Raw genomic sequence first — 15,653 nt, 5'->3', positions numbered from 1 at the left:
GGGGCGGTGCTGCTCTGGGCCGGGCTGGTCGGTGCGGCTGCGCTGGCGCTGTGGCAGGTGCTCGAGGCGGCCTTCGGCGGCCGGCTGCTCGAGGGCCGGGACCGGCTGAAGTACCGCCTCAAGTCGGCGGGCCTGGCCGTCGTCTTCGCCGCCCTGGCCGCGACCTTCGGCAGCTTTGCCCTGGGCGGCGGCAGCGACACCGGGGAGAAATCCCGGGACGCCAGCACGGCGCTGATGCAGGCGCCGGGCGGGCCGGTGCTGCTGTTCCTGGTGGGCGCCGCCTTGGTGGCCGCCGGCGCCTACTACGTGTTCAAGGGCGCGCGGCGCAAGTTCCTCCAGGACCTGCAGCAGCTGCCGGCCGGGAGCCTGGGCCGGGCCGTGACCGGGACCGGGACCGCCGGCTACCTCGGCAAGGGGGCGGCGCTGGCCGTGCTGGGCGTCCTCTTCGCGGTGGCCGCCGTCCGCCACAATCCGGCCCAGGCCACCGGGCTCGACGGCGCGCTCAAAGGGCTGCGGGACCAGCCCTACGGCGATGTCGCGCTGATCGTGGTGGCCGCGGGCCTGATCTGCTACGGGCTGTACCTGGCGGCGCGGGCCCGTTACGCGAAAATGTAACGGGCCCGCGCCGCGGGACCCCGGCCCGGACCTTACAGCGACGCGAGCGCCTCGAGCCGGTAGTTGGCGCCCCGGTGGTTCTCCGGCAGCTTGTCGCCCTTGCCGAACAGCTTGTTGCGCAGCGTGCCCGGGGCGTACGCCGCCGGGTAGGCGCCGCGGGCCTGCAGCTCGGGCACCACGAACTCGACGATGTCCTCGAAGGTGCCCGGGGTGATGGCGTAGGCCAGGTTGAACCCGTCCACGTCGGTCTCCTCGACCCACTCGATGAGCTTGTCGGCCACCTCGGCGCCGGAGCCGACGGTGATCGGGCCGAAGCCGCCGACGCCGACCCATTCGGCCAGCTGGCGGATGGTCCAGGGCTTGCCGTCATCGCCGCTGGCCTTCTGGAAGGTCTCCACCGAGGACTGGATGGCGTTGGACTTCACGTTCTCGCCGATCACGTCGTCCGGGCCGTAGGTGGACAGGTCCACGCCCATCCAGCCGGAGATCAGGGCCAGTGCACCGTTGATGTCCGCGTAGGACTTGTACTCCTCGAACTTCGCCTGGGCGGCGGCGCTGTCCGGGCCGGTCACGATCGTCTGCATCGTGTAGATGCGGATGTCGTAGCGGCCCCGGCCGGCGGCCTCGGCGGCGTCGCGGATCTTCTTCACCGTCTCGGCCAGGGTCTCCTTGGTCGGGCAGGTGACGAACACGGCCTCGGCGTTCTCCGCGGCGAAGCGCATGCCGCGTTTGGAGGCACCGGCCTGGAAGATCACCGGGGTGCGCTGCGGGCTCGGCTCGGTGATGGCAATGCCCGGGACCTTGAAGTACTTGCCCTCGTGGCGGATCTCGTGGACCTTGGCCGGATCGGTGAAGATGCCGCGCTCGCGGTCCTTGACCACGGCGTCGTCCTCCCAGGAGCCCTCGAGGAGCTTGTAGATGACCTCCAGGTACTCGTCGGCGTGGTTGTAGCGCTCGTCGTGCTCCATCTGGTCTTCCTGGCCCATGTTCCGCGCGGCGGAGGGCAGGTAGCCGGTGACCACGTTCCAGCCCACGCGGCCGTTGGTCAGGTGGTCCAGGGTGGCCAGGCGGCGGGCAAACGGGTACGGGTGCTCGTAGGCGGTGCCGGCGGTGACGCCGAAGCCCAGGTTCCTGGTCACCGCGGCCATGGCCGAGACCAGCAGGAACGGGTCGTTGACCGGCACCTGCGCGGCCGAGCGCAGGGGGACCTCGTTGGTGCCGCCGAAGACGTCGTAGGTGCCGAGCACGTCGGCGATGAACAGGCCGTCGAACAGGCCCTTTTCCAGCACCTGGGCCAGATGGGTCCAGTAGCCGATCGTGTTGTAGTCCGCGGACTTGTCCTGCGGGTGCCGCCACAGGCCCGGCGACTGGTGGCCGACGCAGTTCATGTCGAAGGCGTTGAACCGGATGTGGCGCTTGGCTGTTACTTCAGTCATCGTCAGACTCCTCCTGATCCGACCGTGAAGAGCCTGCACGAAGGCCGCTGCGGCGCACAGAGGCACCGCGGCGACCAACGAACTTTCTCCATCGGTCCTGGCAGTAGCACCCTTGCTCCGTCAAGGAGGGGGTTGCTGCGGCGTCACAGAGCCAGGTCTCTCAGCCGCTCGGGATGGTTACCCGTCCATTGCACTACATCCGGGCGCCGGACACGAAATCCGGCGTCACAGACGGTAACCGGACCCGGCCCCTGCCACGGGCCGCTCTGCCGCCCGGGCCGCGGCGTTCGCGCCTCAAAGGGATGGGGCGCGCCCACAGTGTCGGTTTCGCCGCCACAGCGGGACCCTAGCGCCCCACTCCCAGCCGCGGGGCCTCGATGGCCGGGCAGGTGTCCATCACGACGTCGAGCCCGGCCGCCGCGGCCCGGGCGGCCGCCGCCTCGTCCACGACGCCCAGCTGCAGCCACACGGCCTTCGCGCCGGCCTCGATCGCCTGGTCCACCACCGGGCCGACCTTCTGCGAGTTCACGAAGCAGTCCACGACCTCGACGCCGCCGGGGATGTCCGCCAGCTCCCGGTAGCCCTTCAGCCCGAACACCTCGGCGCCCTCCAGGTTCACCGGCACGACCTCCATGCCCAGGGTGTCCATCAGGTAGCGGCCAATTCGCGGCGCGACCCGCCGCGGATTATCGGACAGGCCGACCACGGCCCAGCGTGCCGGCGCCGTGAGCAGCCGCCTGATGACTTCCGGATCGTTGACGTGTGCCATACCGCCAGCCTAGGCCGCCTAGGGACCCGCCGCGAGCCTTCGCGGGAGGTCAGCCCACCCGCGGAGGCACCGGCCGGAAGGCCGATGCCCCGGATGGCAGCGACTCGGTGACGAGCTTGCCCCCGAAGGCAACCAGGACCAGACCGGTCACCCGGTCGATCACCGCCAACGACTTCGGGCTGGCCAACCAGCGCCTGGCGTAGCCGCCGCCGAGGATCAGGACCGCGAACCAGGCCAGGGACAGCACACAGTGCACCCCGGCCAGCACCGCCCCCATCAGCAGCGGTGCGGTCCCGGCGGGGAGGAACTGCGGAATCGCGGCGATGTAGAAGACCCCGACCTTGGGATTGAGCAGGTTGGTACCGGCCCCGACCAGCCAGCCCTGCCACGGCGATGCCGCCACCGGCGCCCGGGCCTCGGCCGCGGCGTGCCCGGCGCTCCCGCGGAAGGACTTCCAGATCATCGAGGCCCCGAGCCAGAGCATGTATCCGGCCCCGGCCGTGGTCAGCACCCGGTAGGCCGTCTCCGAGGCGGTCAGCAGCGCGGAGATCCCCACGGCCGCGGCGATGCCCCACAGCATGGCCCCGGTGGCCACACCCAGCGCGGTGGCCCACGCATAGGAACGGGTACGGGTCAGCGAGGACCTCAGGACCAGGGCGGTGTCCAGGCCCGGCACCAGGGTCAGCAACCCCGCCACCACGGCGAAAGCCAGCACGGCATCAAGAACCGTCACGGATCCAGACTAGAAGACGCAGGAACTGCCGCCGGGCGCGCCCCGGCGCCGTCGTATGTTACGGCGGGTTAGGAACCGGTTTGACCGCCGCGCACCCGGTGGCGTTACCTTGAAGCAACCATCCCGAGCGGCTGAGAGACCTGGCTCTGTGACGCCGCAGCAACCCCGATGACCCTCACGGTCCGCGTAGGTGCTACCGCCAGGATCGATGGAGAGACCCCGGTAGATGCACGCCCGGTCCCGCCGTGGCCGCAGTTGACGGACCAGGTCGCTTCCTCGACAGGTCCGGGACGCAAGCAAATGGCACACACAAGGGGCGGTTCAAACACATGGGCGTAATTGCCGGCACCGAAGCAACGCAGCAGCTGGACGGACAGGACGAGGCCGCGCGCATTGCGTTCTGGGAGGACGCGGCGCGCCGGCTGGACTGGGCCGAACCCTGGCACACCGCGCACGCCTTCGAACCGGCGCGCCGGCTGAGCGGGCCCGAGGTCGCGGACGAGGACGCCGAGTACACCGTCCCGAAGATCGAGTGGTTCGCCGGCGGCCGGCTCAACGTGGCCTACAACTGCGTGGACCGCCACGTGGCCGCCGGCCGCGGCGACAAGGTGGCCCTGTACTTCGAGGGCGAGCCGGGCGACCGCCGCGCCGTCACCTACGCGGACCTGCAGAAGGAGGTCGCCAAGGCCGCCAACGCGCTGCTCTCGCTGGGCATCGGCCGGGGCGACCGGGTGGTCATCTACCTGCCGGTGATCGTCGAGACCATCGTCATCACCCTGGCCTGCGCCCGGATCGGCGCCGTGCACTCGCTGGTCTTCGGCGGCTTCTCCGCCGAGGCGCTGAAGTTCCGCGTCGAGGACACCCGCGCCAAGCTGCTGGTCACCACCGACGGCCAGTTCCGCCGCGGCACGGCCGTGCCGGTCAAGGCCAACGCGGACGAGGCGGTCTCCGGGGACAACGCCATCGAGCACGTGCTGGTGGTCAACCGCACCGGCCACACGGACATCGACTGGGTCGAGGGCCGGGACCTGTGGTGGGACGACGTCGTCGGCCCCGCCTCCGACGTGCACGAACCGGAGGCGTTCGACGCCGAGACCCCGCTGTTCATCATGTACACCTCCGGCACCACCGGCCAGCCCAAGGGCCTGGTGCACACCTCCGGCGGCTACCTGACCCAGGCCTCGTGGAGCCACGAGTTCCTCTTCTCGAACCCGGACCCGGCCCTGCGGGAGAAGGACGTGCACTGGTGCACCGCGGACCTGGCCTGGGTCACGGCGCACACTTACGAGATCTACGGCCCGCTCTCCAACGGCGTCACCCAGGTCATCTACGAGGGCACGCCGAACACCCCGCACCCGGGCCGGCACTTCGAGGTGATCGAGCGCTACAAGGTCACCAGCTACTACACCGCCCCGACCCTGGTCCGGTCCCTGATGGGCTGGTTCCCGGACGGGATCCCGGCCGAGTACGACCTGTCCTCCATCCGGCTCTGCGGCACCGTGGGCGAGGCGGTGAACCCGGAGGCGTGGAAGTGGCTGCGCAGCCAGGTCGGCCGGGACACCCCCGGCGGGGTGCCGATGGTGGACACCTGGTGGCAGTCCGAGACCGGTGCCACCGTGCTCTCCCCGCGCCAGACGGACACCGCGTTCAAGCCCGGCTGCGCCACCCGCGCCCTGCCGGGCCTGGCCGTGGACATCGTGGACGACGAGGGCCGGACGGTGCCCGCCAACGTGCAGGGCTACATCGTGGTCACCCGGACCGGGCCGGCGATGGCCCGCACCGTGTGGGGCAATCCGCGGCGCTACCTGGACTCCTACTGGCGCAAGTACGCCGCGCAGGGCTGGTTCCTGGCCGGGGACGGCGCCCGCTTTGACGCGGACGGGGACGTGTGGATCCTCGGCCGCGTGGACGATGTCATCAACATCTCCGGGCACCGGCTCTCCACCATCGAGATCGAATCCGCGCTGGTCTCCCACCCGGCCGTGGTGGAGGCCGGGGTGTGCCCGACGTACGACGCCAAGACCGGCCATGCCGCCACCGCGTTCGTGGTCCCGTCGGACAGGTCCCTGATCGGCACCGCGGCGCCTGCGGGGCAGGTGGCGGCCACGGCCGAGGAGCTGCGCCGGCACGTCGCGGTCCAGATCGGCCCGATCGCCAAGCCGCGGGAAATCGTGTTCGTTCCGGACGTGCCCAAGACCCGGTCCGGCAAGATCATGCGCCGGCTGCTGACCCAGCTGTTCGAGGGGACCACGCTGGGCGACACCACGAGCCTGCAGAACGAGCCGTGCATTGCCGAGATCAAGGCGATCTGCGAGGCCCGCTAGGTCCCGGTGGCCGAACTTCCCTGCTCTCCCCGTTTCCCTGCATAAAGCCCCTCGTCAGGCCGTTGCTTGAAGGTGAAAGCAGGGAAGGAACGGCTGAAGCAGGGAAGTTCGGTGCCCGTCCGTGGCATGGAACGGTCAGGACACGCGGCGGACCATCGAGCGCACCTGCGCAAGAACCGCATCGGGCCGGAAAACCAGGTCCTCGTAGACATACCTGAGGGTCGGCAGACCGGCCAGGACGCCCTGGTTGTTCCGAACCCGGTCCTTGCGGAACGTCTCGCGGTTCCAGTGGAAGTCCATCCCGTCCAGTTCCACGATCACGCAGCCCTCCACGAGCAGGTCCACCCGTCCCAGGCCGCGGATATGCACCTGGGCTTCCACACGGAGCCCGGCTTGCCGGAACAGCTCACGGGCGATGATCTCCAGCGGCGACTCGGCGTCGGTCCGGAGCCGTCCGACCAGTCGCCGGTAAACACCGTTCCGGGCCCCGGGCAGGTGCTCGAGCAGTTCCTGGCGGCGGACGGCGCCCAGGCGGAGGGCGGACTCGGCGACCACCATGGCTTCGAGCGCGGGGCGGCAGCGGAGGGTGTGGAGAACGGCGTCCGCCACCCCCACATACGCCCCGGGAAGCCGCCGGCCCGCGAGGCTGCCCCGGTGCGTGGCCACGGACGCCGGCACCCGGCCGTGGTCTGTCCACAGATGCAGGTCGGCGGGTTGCTTCAAGGTCCACAACCCGAGTTCCCTGGCCGCCGATACACAGGTGATGAGCCCGTTGGCCATCAGCGCCCTGCGGATGTCCGGATTACCGCCGGGAACGCCCACCAGGCCCCGGCGCACCCGGCGGATCGCCCCGCTGCGCACGGCAGCATCAATCGCCGCACGGGTGAATCCGGCACGGTGCAAATCGGCCAGCCGCGCCGTCCCGCCGAGCCGCCCCACCTGCTCGGCCACATGCCGCGGAGCGTCCATGACAAGGAGGATGGCCGGGTTCGTGCCGGCACACCAGCCTCCCGGGGCGGCCTGTGGATACCGGGTCCGGCGAATTTCCCGGCTCTTCCCGGCGGGCAGGACAAAGGCCCTGATCACGGGGTTGCTTGAACCCTAAAGCAGGGAACGAACGGCTGAAGCGGGGAAGGTCTGCGCGGGCCCGGACCCGGGCGGGGCCGGAACGGCTTCCGGGAGGGGCACGACGGCGCCCGGCCCGGAAGCCGGCGGGCCCTCCAGCAAGTTCCCGGCCGGCCGCAATCCTGCGCAATATTTCCCCGGTCCTTCACCGGGACTGCTTGAACCCGGCCCGGTGTTCTTGACACAATGGTGCGGACCATCCCGAGCGGCTGAGAGATCTGGCTCAGTGACGCCGCAGCAACCCTCCGGTCTCCGGAAAGGTGCTACCGCCAGAAGCGATGGAGAGAGCGCAAGCAATCTTTGATCCGGATGCCGTGCCCGGCATGGCGGATCGTCATTGCCGGGATTCCCTGCCAGCCCCACCAAGGAATTCACCATGAGCACCAACACCCCCGTCAGCCCCGCCGCCGACCTGCAGACCCCGCTCAAGTTCGCCTACTGGGTCCCGAACGTCTCCGGCGGCCTGGTCGTCTCCACCATCGAGCAGCGCACCAGCTGGGACTTCGACTACAACAAGAAGCTCGCCCGCATCGCCGAGGACGCCGGCTTCGAATACGCCCTGTCCCAGACCCGCTACGCCGCCAGCTACGGCGCGGACAAGCAGCACGAGGCCACCGCCTTCACCCTGGGCCTGCTCGGGGCCACCGAGCGGCTGAAGATCATCGCCGCGGTCCACCCGGGCATGTGGCACCCGGGCGTGCTGGCCAAGTGGCTGATCACCGCCGACCACATCTCCAACGGCCGGGCCGCCGTGAACATCGTCTCCGGCTGGCTCAAGGACGAGTTCGTGAACTTCGGCCTGCCGTGGCTGGAGCACGACGAGCGCTACGTGCGCACCGAGGAGTTCATCACCGTGCTGCGCGGGCTGCTCACCCGGAAAAACTTCTCCTTTGCCGGCAAGTACTACAACATCAAGGACTTCACCCTCAGCCCGGCCCCGCTGGACATCCCGGGCCGGGCGCACCCGGAGATCTTCTTCGGCGGCAACTCCACCGCCGCCCAGGACGTCGCCGGCCGGCAGGCGGACTGGTACTTCTCCAACGGCAAGGACCTGGAGGGCTTCAAGGAGAACATTGCCGGGGTCCGGGCCTCCGCCGGGGCCGCGGGCCGCCGTCCGCGCTTCGGCCTCAACGGCTTCGTGATCGCCCGCGGGACCGAGAAGGAGGCGCGCGAGACCCTGCGCGAGATCGTCGCCAAGGCGCACGTGCCCGCCGTGGAAGGCTTCCGCGACGCGGTCCAGGAGGCCGGCGCCTCCACCAAGGACGGCAAGGGCATGTGGGCGGACTCGAGCTTCGAGGACCTGATCCAGTACAACGACGGCTTCAAGACAGGACTCATTGGTACGCCGGAACAGATTGCCGAACGTATTGTGGAATACAAGAAGATCGGCGTGAACCTGCTCCTGACCTGCTACCTGCATTTCCAGGAGGAGGTCGAGGCCTTCGGCCGCGACGTGCTGCCGATCGTCCGCGAGCTGGAGGCTGATCTGGCCCGCAAGAACAACACGGAATTGGTTGGAGTTAAGTGAGCGAACGCAAATTCGGTTTCCGCACCCGTGCCCTGCACGCCGGCGGGACCCCCGACGCCGAGCACGGTGCCCGCGCGGTGCCCATCTACCAGAGCACCTCGTTTGTCTTCAAGGACACCGACGACGCCGCCAACCTCTTTGCCCTGCAGAAGTACGGCAACATCTACTCCCGCATCGGCAACCCGACGGTGGCGGCCTTCGAGGAGCGGATCGCGTCCCTGGAGGGCGGCATCGGTGCGGTGGCCACGGCCTCGGGCATGGCGGCCGAGTTCATCACCTTCGCCGCGCTGACCGCCGCCGGGGACCACATCGTGGCCTCCTCCAAGCTCTACGGGGGCACCGTCACCCAGCTGGACGTCACGCTGCGCCGCTTCGGGGTGGAGACCACCTTCATCGACTCCACGGATCCGGCCGAATTCGCCGCCGCCATCCGGGAGAACACCAAGGCCGTCTACACCGAGGTCGTGGCCAACCCCTCCGGCGACATCGCGGACCTGAAGGGCCTGGCCAAGGTGGCGCACGAGGCCGGCATCCCGCTGGTGGTGGACTCCACCCTGACCCCGCCGTACCTGCTCCGGCCCATCGAGCACGGCGCGGACATTGTGATCCACTCCGCCACCAAGTTCCTCGGCGGCCACGGCACCACCCTGGGCGGCGTCGTCGTCGAGTCCGGCCGCTTCAACTGGGGCAACGGCAAGTTCCCGCAGATGACCGAGCCGGTGCCCTCCTACGGCAATGTGTCCTGGTGGGGCAACTTCGGCGAGTACGGCTTCCTGACCAAGCTGCGCTCCGAGCAGCTGCGCGACATCGGCCCGTCGCTGCCGGCGCAGTCCGCGTTCCAGCTGCTGATCGGCGTGGAGACCCTGCCCCAGCGCATGGACAACCACCTGGCCAACGCGCAGCGGGTGGCCGAATGGCTCGCCGCGGACGACCGGGTGGTCTACGTGAACTATGCCGGACTGCCGGGGCATCCGCACCACGAGCGGGCCAGGGAGCTGCTGCCGCTGGGCGTGGGCTCGGTGTTCTCCTTCGGGGTCAAGGGCGGCCGGGCGGCCGGGCAGAAGTTCATCGAAGCCCTGCAGCTGGCCTCCCACCTGGCCAACATCGGGGACGCCCGCACGCTGATCCTGCATCCGGGCTCCACCACGCACCAGCAGCTCTCCGCCGAACAGCTCGAGGCAGCCGGCGTGCCGGAGGACCTGATCCGCATCTCGGTGGGCCTCGAGGACGTCGAGGACATCATCTGGGACCTGGACCAGGCCCTGGCCGCCTCGCAGCAGGCCGGCGCCGAGCACGGCCCGGACCGCAGGCACGAGGAGCACGTCTTCGACCCCGGCGAGTTCGCCTCCCCCACCTACGACGGCGAGGCATGCGTGCTGCCGGGCGTCCGCGCCACGCACACGGAGCCGGGCACGCGCGTCGTCGAGTCCGTCGAAGAACTGGTCGAGTCCGAGGAAGAAGGAGCCGCCAAGTGAGCACGACGGCCGAACGGACCTGGGAAGGCCCCTCCGCCGCGGAGCGGCTGAACATCCTGCGCAACACGAAGTCGATCGCGATCGTCGGCGCCTCGGACAAGCCCAGCCGCGCCTCCTACTTCGTGGCGACCTACCTGCTGTCCTCGTCCCCCTACAAGGTGTACTTCGTGAACCCGGTGGCCAAGGAGATCCTGGGCCAGCCGGTGTACGCCTCGCTGGCCGACCTGCCCGAGACCCCGGACCTGGTGGACGTCTTCCGCAAGCATGACGACCTGCCCGGCGTGCTGGACGAGACGATTGCCGTGGGCGCGAAGACCATCTGGCTGCAGCTGGGCTCCTGGCACGAAGGCGTGGCGGCCAAGGCCGAGGAGGCCGGGCTGAACGTGGTCATGGACCGCTGCGTGAAGATCGAGCATGCCCGCTTCCACGGCGGCCTGCACCTGGCCGGTTTCGACACCGGCGTGATTTCCTCGAAGCGCCAGCTCACCGCGTAGGGCCCCAGCCGAGGTACGAGGTTGGGGTACGCGGTGGGTGCCCACCGCCCGGCCGCAAGATCCCCCGAGGCCGCCGCGCTCCTTTGGAGCCCGGCGGCCTCGGGCGTTAACCGCCGGGCTCCAAAGGAGCGCGGCGGACCGTACCGGCTCCGGATAGTTAGTTGACCTATCAAACTAATTGCTGTATAGTTGCTATAGGCAACCAACGATTGAAGGCAGCATGAGCGTCACCCCCGACACCGCATCAGCCCTGGTGCACAGCATCTTCGACCTGCAGCGCGCCATCCGCTGCGCAGCCGGCACCGCGGCACGCCATTCGGACCTCGGACTGGCGGTCGAAGGCGTCCTGCGCATGATCGGCACCGCGGGCGAGGCCCGCGCCTCGGACCTGGCAGCCCGGCTGGGCGTCGGCACCTCCGCCCTGAGCCGCCAGGTGGCCGAACTCGAGGAGCACGGACTGGTTCTGCGGCGGCCGGACCCGGCGGACGGACGGGCCCACCTGCTCTCCCTCTCCCCCGAAGGCAAGGAACGGCTCGCGTCGGTGGAACGGCGCCGGACCGAAACCATCCAGGAACTGCTCTCGGGCTGGGACGAAGACAGGGCCCATGAGGCCGCCCGCATCATCGAAGAGCTCAATGCGGCCCTGCGGGCCGCCCAGGACCACGCGTCCGCAACGCTTGCAGGAGTGAACCAGTGACCACAGCAACAACCGCACCGCCCCGCAGTGACGGGCAGATGACACACCGGCAGATCCTCGAGGCCCTGACCGGGCTGCTGGCGGCGTTCTTCACGGCCATCCTGAGCAGCACCATCGTCTCGAACGCGCTGCCGACCATCATGGCGGAGCTGCGGGGAACCCAGACGGACTTCGCCTGGGTCATCACCGCGGCGCTGCTGGCCAACGCCGTCACCACCCCGATCTGGGGCAAGCTGGCCGACCTGTTCAACAAGAAGCTGCTGGTCCAGCTGTCCATCATCATCTTCGTCGCCGGCTCCGTGGCCGCCGGCCTGGCCCAGAGCATCCCGATGCTGCTGGGCGCCCGCGTGGTCCAGGGCATCGCGATGGGCGGCCTGACCGCCCTGGCCCAGGCCATCATCGGCACCATGATCCCGCCGCGCGAACGCGGCCGCTACTCCGGCTACATGGGCGCCGTGCTCGCCGTGGGCACCGCCGGCGGCCCGCTGCTGGGCGGCTTCATCGTGGACAGTCCGCTGGGCTGGCGCTGGACCTTCTTCGTCTGTGTGCCGCTGGCCGTGATCGCGCTCGTGCTGCTGCAGAAGACGCTCAAGATCAAGCATGTCAAGCGCCCGGCCAGGATCGACTGGGCCGGCGCCGTCCTGCTCACCAGCGGGATCAGCCTGCTGCTGATCTGGGTCAGCTTCGCCGGCAAGGACGACTACTACGAGTGGTTCTCGAAGACCTCCGCACTGATGGTCGGCGGTGCCGTCGTGCTGCTGGCCGCCCTGGTGCTGGTGGAGGCCAAGGTCTCCCAGCCGATCATCCCGCTGAAGATCATCACCGAGCGGACGACGGCGCTGGCCATTGTCGCCTCCGTCGCCGTCGGCGTGGCGATGTTCGCCAGCTCCACCTACCTGGGCCAGTACTACCAGGTGGCCCGCGGCGCCACGCCGACCGAGGCAGGCCTGCTGACCCTGCCGATGATCGCCGGCAACCTCGTCGGCTCCGTCGTCTCCGGCCAGCTGATCAGCCGCACCGGCAAGTGGAAGCGGTTCCTGATCGCCGGCGCCGTGCTGCTGATCGCCGGCCTGGGCCTGGCCGGAACCATCGACCACGAGACGGACCTGGTGCTGGTGGGCGCCTACACCTTCGTCTTCGGCCTCGGCCTCGGCCTGCTCATGCAGAACCTGATCCTGGCCGTCCAGAACACCGTCTCGGCCAAGAACATCGGTGCCGCCAGCGCCTCGGTGGCGTTCTTCCGCACGGTCGGCGGCGCGGCGGGCGTGTCGGTCCTGGGCGCGATGATGGGCACCCACGTCAGCGAGCTGATCACCGCCGGGCTGCGCCGGGCCGGCATCCACGCCTCCGGGAGCGCATCGCTGGACGTGGCCGACCTTCCGCCGCGGATCGCCCGCATCGTGCGCGCCGCCTACGGCGACGGCACCGCCCTGATCTTCACGGTTGCGGCCGCCATGTCGGCGGTGGTCCTGATCTGCGTCCTGTTCATCAAGGAAACGGCCCTGCGGCGCACGGTTGACATCGTTGCGGCCAAGCCGGCCGGCACCGCCGGGAACACCGGCACCGGGCAGCATGCGGCGGTACCGGCCTGCGACGCGGACCTGGACCGCGAATTCGCCAAGGTCCTGGCAATGACGGGCAGCCTGCCCAAGGTCGGCCAGGACGGGTCCCTGCACCAAAACGAACCGCTCCACCGTGCGCCGGTGGCGGCCGAGGAACCCGCCGAAGGCATCCGGCAGGCCGATGCCCGGCTCGAGCTCATGGCGCAGCTGCAGGTCACCCAGCGGCTGCTGGCCGAGCAGCAGCTCCAGCTCAGCTCGGCCCTGAACACGGTGGCGCAGGAGGCCGCCCGCCAGCGGGAAACCGCCGCCCAGCAGGCCGGCACCGCGCAGCGGCTCGCCGCCCTGGAAGAGCGGCTCGCCACGGAGCGCGACCTGCAGAAGGCAGCGGCCCGGTACCTGGCGGCGCAGGCCGGCGCCCGAACGGAGGCGCCGGAACCGAAGGCGGAACGGGGCTAAGTCCGCGGCCAGGCAGCGCGGCGTTCCGGGCCCGACGCCGGACGGAGGGCGGTGCCGCAGCCGCCGGGGCGGGTGCCGGGCGAAAACCGCAGAAACCGCGCCGGAGCTCGTTGGGGGGGGAGCTCCGGCGCGGCGTCCACGTAAGCGTAATCGCCGCCGGTGCCGGAAAAGTTACGCGCCCGGGGAAGACTTTTCCGATTCGGGGAAAATCTCCCGGAACAGTGCAATATCCCGGGCCGGCGTGCCCGCCGGATAGGACACCACCACCCACTCGGAGCGGTAGGCTTCCCGGCCCGGCACCTCGGCCTCCCGCGCTGCGGACTGCGCGGCCAGCTCGCGCGTGGCGAACCGGACAAACAGTCCGTCCCCGCCGGTGCTGACCGCCTGCCGGCAGCGCCCGTTGCCGCAGGCGGCCGCCGTCACGTCCCGGACCGGCGCCAGCCGGCCGCCCTCGCGCCGGTCCAGCTCCGCCAGGACGGCATGGATGTCCTGGTCCTTGGCCGGGTAGATCCAGTGCTCGGCGGCGGACAGCCCCACGATGGCCAGGACCATGGCGGCCGCGGTCAGCGCCAGCATCCACCACCGCCTGCCCCGGCCCCATCTGGTCCGGCCGCCGGCCGGCTCCGGTTCAGAACTGCGGTTCGACAACGGTGATGCCGCCGGCCAGCCTGCGGTTCTTCAGCACCGGCAGGAACTCGCGGACCTCGTCCAGGCGCCGGCGGGTGATGTCCACGGTGACAATGCCCCGGGACTCGTCCCCGAGGAAATCGTGCGGCACGCCCATCGGGTCCAGGATGGCGGAGTGCCCCACCGTGTGGTCGCTGGAAGTGCCGGCCGCAGCCACCCAGCAGGTGTTCTCGATGGCCCGGGCCTTCAGCAGGGTTTCCCAGTGCTCCACCTTGTGGTCGCCCTTGAACCACGCCGCGGCCACGCAGATCAGATCCGCGCCCTCGACCGCCAGCGCCCGCGCCATCTCGGGGAAGCGCAGGTCGTAGCAGGTCATCACGCCGATCTTCAGGTCGCCCAGTTCCACCAGCGCCGGTTCGCCGTCGCCGGGTTTGATGTGCGCGGACTCCTGGTAGGAGAAGGCGTCGTACAGGTGCAGCTTGCGGTAGGTGGTGACGATGCGGCCGGAGGAGTCGACCACCACCAGGGTGTTGTACGGCCGGGGCTCGCCGCTGGCTTCGTAGCCGCCGGCAATGACGGCGAGGCCCGCCTCGGCGGCGATGAAGGAGACCTGCTGGACGAAGGTGGACCAGCCGGCCTCGACCGCGGCCGCGAAGTCCCCCTCGACCTTGCCCACGGTGAACATGGATTCTTCCGGGAACAGGATCAGTTCGGCGCCCTCGGCCTTGGCCTCCCGGGCCAGCGAGCGCATGGTTTCCAGGTTCTCGCTGACCTTCCCGGTGGGGTCGAACTGACCAACGCTGACCTTCATCGGTGCGCTCCCGTCTGGCTGGCGGTTGTTACCCTTCCAGCCTACCTGTCCGGGTCAGGCACCGGCACAGCGAAGAATCGCCTCGACCGAGCGGTCCGCGTCCGCCTCCGAGGTGGACCAGTTGCTGACGCTGATCCGCATCGCGGCCATGCCGTGCCAGGTGGTGCCGGAGAGCCAGAGCGTGCCCTCCGCCTGCACGCGCCGGACGACCTCGCGGGTGAACGCGTCCGGATCGCCTCCGCCGGGCGGGGTGAACCGGACCAGCACCTGGTTGAGCACGACGTCGTTGAGCACCTCGGTGCCGTCGGCCGCGGCCAGCCGTTCCGCCATTCGCTGCGCCAGCGCGCAGCAGCGCTTCACCAGCTCGCGCACCCCGGAACGGCCCAGCGTGCGCAGGGCGGCGTAGGCCGTGAAGCCGCGGGCCCGGCGGGAGGCCTCCGGCACCCAGGAGATGGGATCCCGCTCCGGCTCCCGGTCCTGGGGCGAGTACTGCAGGTACGCAGCGCGCGGCGGGGCCATGGCCGCGGGGTGCGCGGCCGCGTCCGCGACGAAGGCCAGCCCGCAGTCGTACGGCACGTTGAGCCACTTGTGCCCGTCCGTTGCCCAGGAGTCGGCCCGTTCCACGCCGTCGGTCAGGTACCGCAGCCGGCCGCCGGCCTGCGCCCAGAGGCCGAAGGCGCCGTCGACATGTATCCACGCGCCCTCGCGCCGGCGCACCCGCGCGATGGCCTCGCGGAAGGGATCGAAGGCCCCGGTGTTCACGTTGCCGGCCTGCAGGTTGACGATCAGCGGGGCCTCCTCCGGGATGCCGGCGAGCACCCGGTCCAGCTCGTCCGGCCGGAGCCGGCCCTGCCCGTCCGTGCCGGCGACGTGCACCCGGTCCCGGCCGAGTCCGAGGTACTGCAGCGCGGTGAAGAGCGTGCTGTGCGCCTCGGCCCCGACGACGACGGCGACCTCCGGGGCGCCGAAGAGGCCGCGGGCGGCCGCGTCCCAGCCGGCCC

14 protein-coding genes and 3 riboswitches are annotated in these 15,653 nt (G+C 70.2%); of the genes, 7 read left to right on the top strand and 7 right to left on the bottom strand.

From position 1 onward, the window contains the following. Nucleotides 1–615 (top strand): DUF1206 domain-containing protein (locus tag ACFQ36_RS13605; protein WP_377014431.1); only part of this gene is annotated, 615 nt, incomplete at its 5' end. Nucleotides 616–647: 32 nt separating this feature from the next. Here ACFQ36_RS13605 and ACFQ36_RS13600 read toward each other — a convergent pair. From ACFQ36_RS13600 to ACFQ36_RS13590, 3 genes are all read right to left on the bottom strand, one after another. Then, nucleotides 648–2,051, bottom strand: a complete 1,404-nt coding sequence (locus ACFQ36_RS13600; protein WP_377014429.1) for an LLM class flavin-dependent oxidoreductase — start codon at nucleotides 2,049–2,051, stop codon at nucleotides 648–650. Nucleotides 2,052–2,136: 85 nt separating this feature from the next. Further along, a riboswitch (SAM riboswitch) is annotated at nucleotides 2,137–2,231 on the bottom strand. A gap of 166 nt (nucleotides 2,232–2,397) precedes the next feature. Then, nucleotides 2,398–2,820 (bottom strand): CoA-binding protein, encoded by a 423-nt coding sequence (locus tag ACFQ36_RS13595; RefSeq protein WP_377014427.1) that lies wholly within the window; start codon nucleotides 2,818–2,820, stop codon nucleotides 2,398–2,400. Between the two features lie 49 nt (nucleotides 2,821–2,869). Next, complete coding sequence (locus ACFQ36_RS13590) at nucleotides 2,870–3,553, bottom strand: LysE family translocator (protein ID WP_377014425.1); 684 nt, start codon at nucleotides 3,551–3,553, stop codon at nucleotides 2,870–2,872. 115 nt (nucleotides 3,554–3,668) lie between these two features. Further along, nucleotides 3,669–3,768: riboswitch (SAM riboswitch) on the top strand. A 114-nt stretch (nucleotides 3,769–3,882) separates the two neighbouring features. On the opposite strand from ACFQ36_RS13590, the gene acs reads away from it, so the two are divergent. After that, on the top strand, nucleotides 3,883–5,877 hold the full coding sequence (acs, locus tag ACFQ36_RS13585; protein ID WP_377014423.1) for an acetate--CoA ligase: 1,995 nt from the start codon (nucleotides 3,883–3,885) through the stop codon (nucleotides 5,875–5,877). Between the two features lie 135 nt (nucleotides 5,878–6,012). Here acs and ACFQ36_RS13580 read toward each other — a convergent pair whose 3' ends face one another. Continuing rightward, complete coding sequence (locus ACFQ36_RS13580) at nucleotides 6,013–6,846, bottom strand: type IV toxin-antitoxin system AbiEi family antitoxin domain-containing protein (RefSeq protein WP_377014421.1); 834 nt, start codon at nucleotides 6,844–6,846, stop codon at nucleotides 6,013–6,015. Nucleotides 6,847–7,195: 349 nt separating this feature from the next. Further along, nucleotides 7,196–7,287, top strand: a riboswitch (SAM riboswitch). Between the two features lie 91 nt (nucleotides 7,288–7,378). On the opposite strand from ACFQ36_RS13580, the gene sfnG reads away from it, so the two are divergent. The 5 genes from sfnG to ACFQ36_RS13555 all read left to right on the top strand — a co-directional run bounded on the left by sfnG (nucleotide 7,379) and on the right by ACFQ36_RS13555 (nucleotide 13,214). Continuing rightward, nucleotides 7,379–8,530: a dimethylsulfone monooxygenase SfnG gene (gene sfnG / locus ACFQ36_RS13575; protein WP_377014419.1), complete on the top strand. Its 1,152-nt coding sequence runs from the start codon at nucleotides 7,379–7,381 to the stop codon at nucleotides 8,528–8,530. After that, nucleotides 8,527–10,005 carry an O-acetylhomoserine aminocarboxypropyltransferase/cysteine synthase family protein gene (locus ACFQ36_RS13570; RefSeq protein ID WP_377014417.1) on the top strand — a complete coding sequence of 493 codons (1,479 nt, stop codon included), beginning with the start codon at nucleotides 8,527–8,529 and terminating at the stop codon, nucleotides 10,003–10,005. The genes sfnG and ACFQ36_RS13570 overlap by 4 nt, the downstream gene beginning before the upstream one ends. After that, a complete protein-coding gene (locus tag ACFQ36_RS13565; RefSeq protein ID WP_377014415.1) occupies nucleotides 10,002–10,499 on the top strand; it encodes a CoA-binding protein in 498 nt (165 codons plus the stop codon). The genes ACFQ36_RS13570 and ACFQ36_RS13565 overlap by 4 nt, the downstream gene beginning before the upstream one ends. A gap of 220 nt (nucleotides 10,500–10,719) precedes the next feature. Then, nucleotides 10,720–11,196, top strand: a complete 477-nt coding sequence (locus tag ACFQ36_RS13560) for a MarR family winged helix-turn-helix transcriptional regulator (protein WP_377014413.1) — start codon at nucleotides 10,720–10,722, stop codon at nucleotides 11,194–11,196. Then, complete coding sequence (locus tag ACFQ36_RS13555) at nucleotides 11,193–13,214, top strand: MFS transporter (RefSeq protein ID WP_377014411.1); 2,022 nt, start codon at nucleotides 11,193–11,195, stop codon at nucleotides 13,212–13,214. The genes ACFQ36_RS13560 and ACFQ36_RS13555 overlap by 4 nt, the downstream gene beginning before the upstream one ends. A 171-nt stretch (nucleotides 13,215–13,385) precedes the next feature. Here ACFQ36_RS13555 and ACFQ36_RS13550 read toward each other — a convergent pair whose 3' ends face one another. From ACFQ36_RS13550 to ACFQ36_RS13540, 3 genes are all read right to left on the bottom strand, one after another. Beyond that, nucleotides 13,386–13,790: a hypothetical protein gene (locus tag ACFQ36_RS13550; RefSeq protein ID WP_377014409.1), complete on the bottom strand. Its 405-nt coding sequence runs from the start codon at nucleotides 13,788–13,790 to the stop codon at nucleotides 13,386–13,388. 52 nt (nucleotides 13,791–13,842) lie between these two features. Continuing rightward, nucleotides 13,843–14,652, bottom strand: coding sequence for a carbon-nitrogen hydrolase family protein (locus tag ACFQ36_RS13545; RefSeq protein WP_377014407.1), 810 nt, complete (start codon nucleotides 14,650–14,652; stop codon nucleotides 13,843–13,845). Nucleotides 14,653–14,706: 54 nt separating this feature from the next. Next, nucleotides 14,707–15,653 (bottom strand): pyridoxal phosphate-dependent decarboxylase family protein (locus ACFQ36_RS13540; RefSeq protein WP_377014405.1); only part of this gene is annotated, 947 nt, incomplete at its 5' end.

The sequence above is a fragment of the Arthrobacter sp. GCM10027362 genome (genome assembly GCF_042679445.1).
In the GTDB taxonomy this organism is placed as follows: Bacteria; Actinomycetota; Actinomycetes; order Actinomycetales; family Micrococcaceae; genus Crystallibacter.
This window is presented reverse-complemented; position numbering and strand designations above follow the sequence as displayed.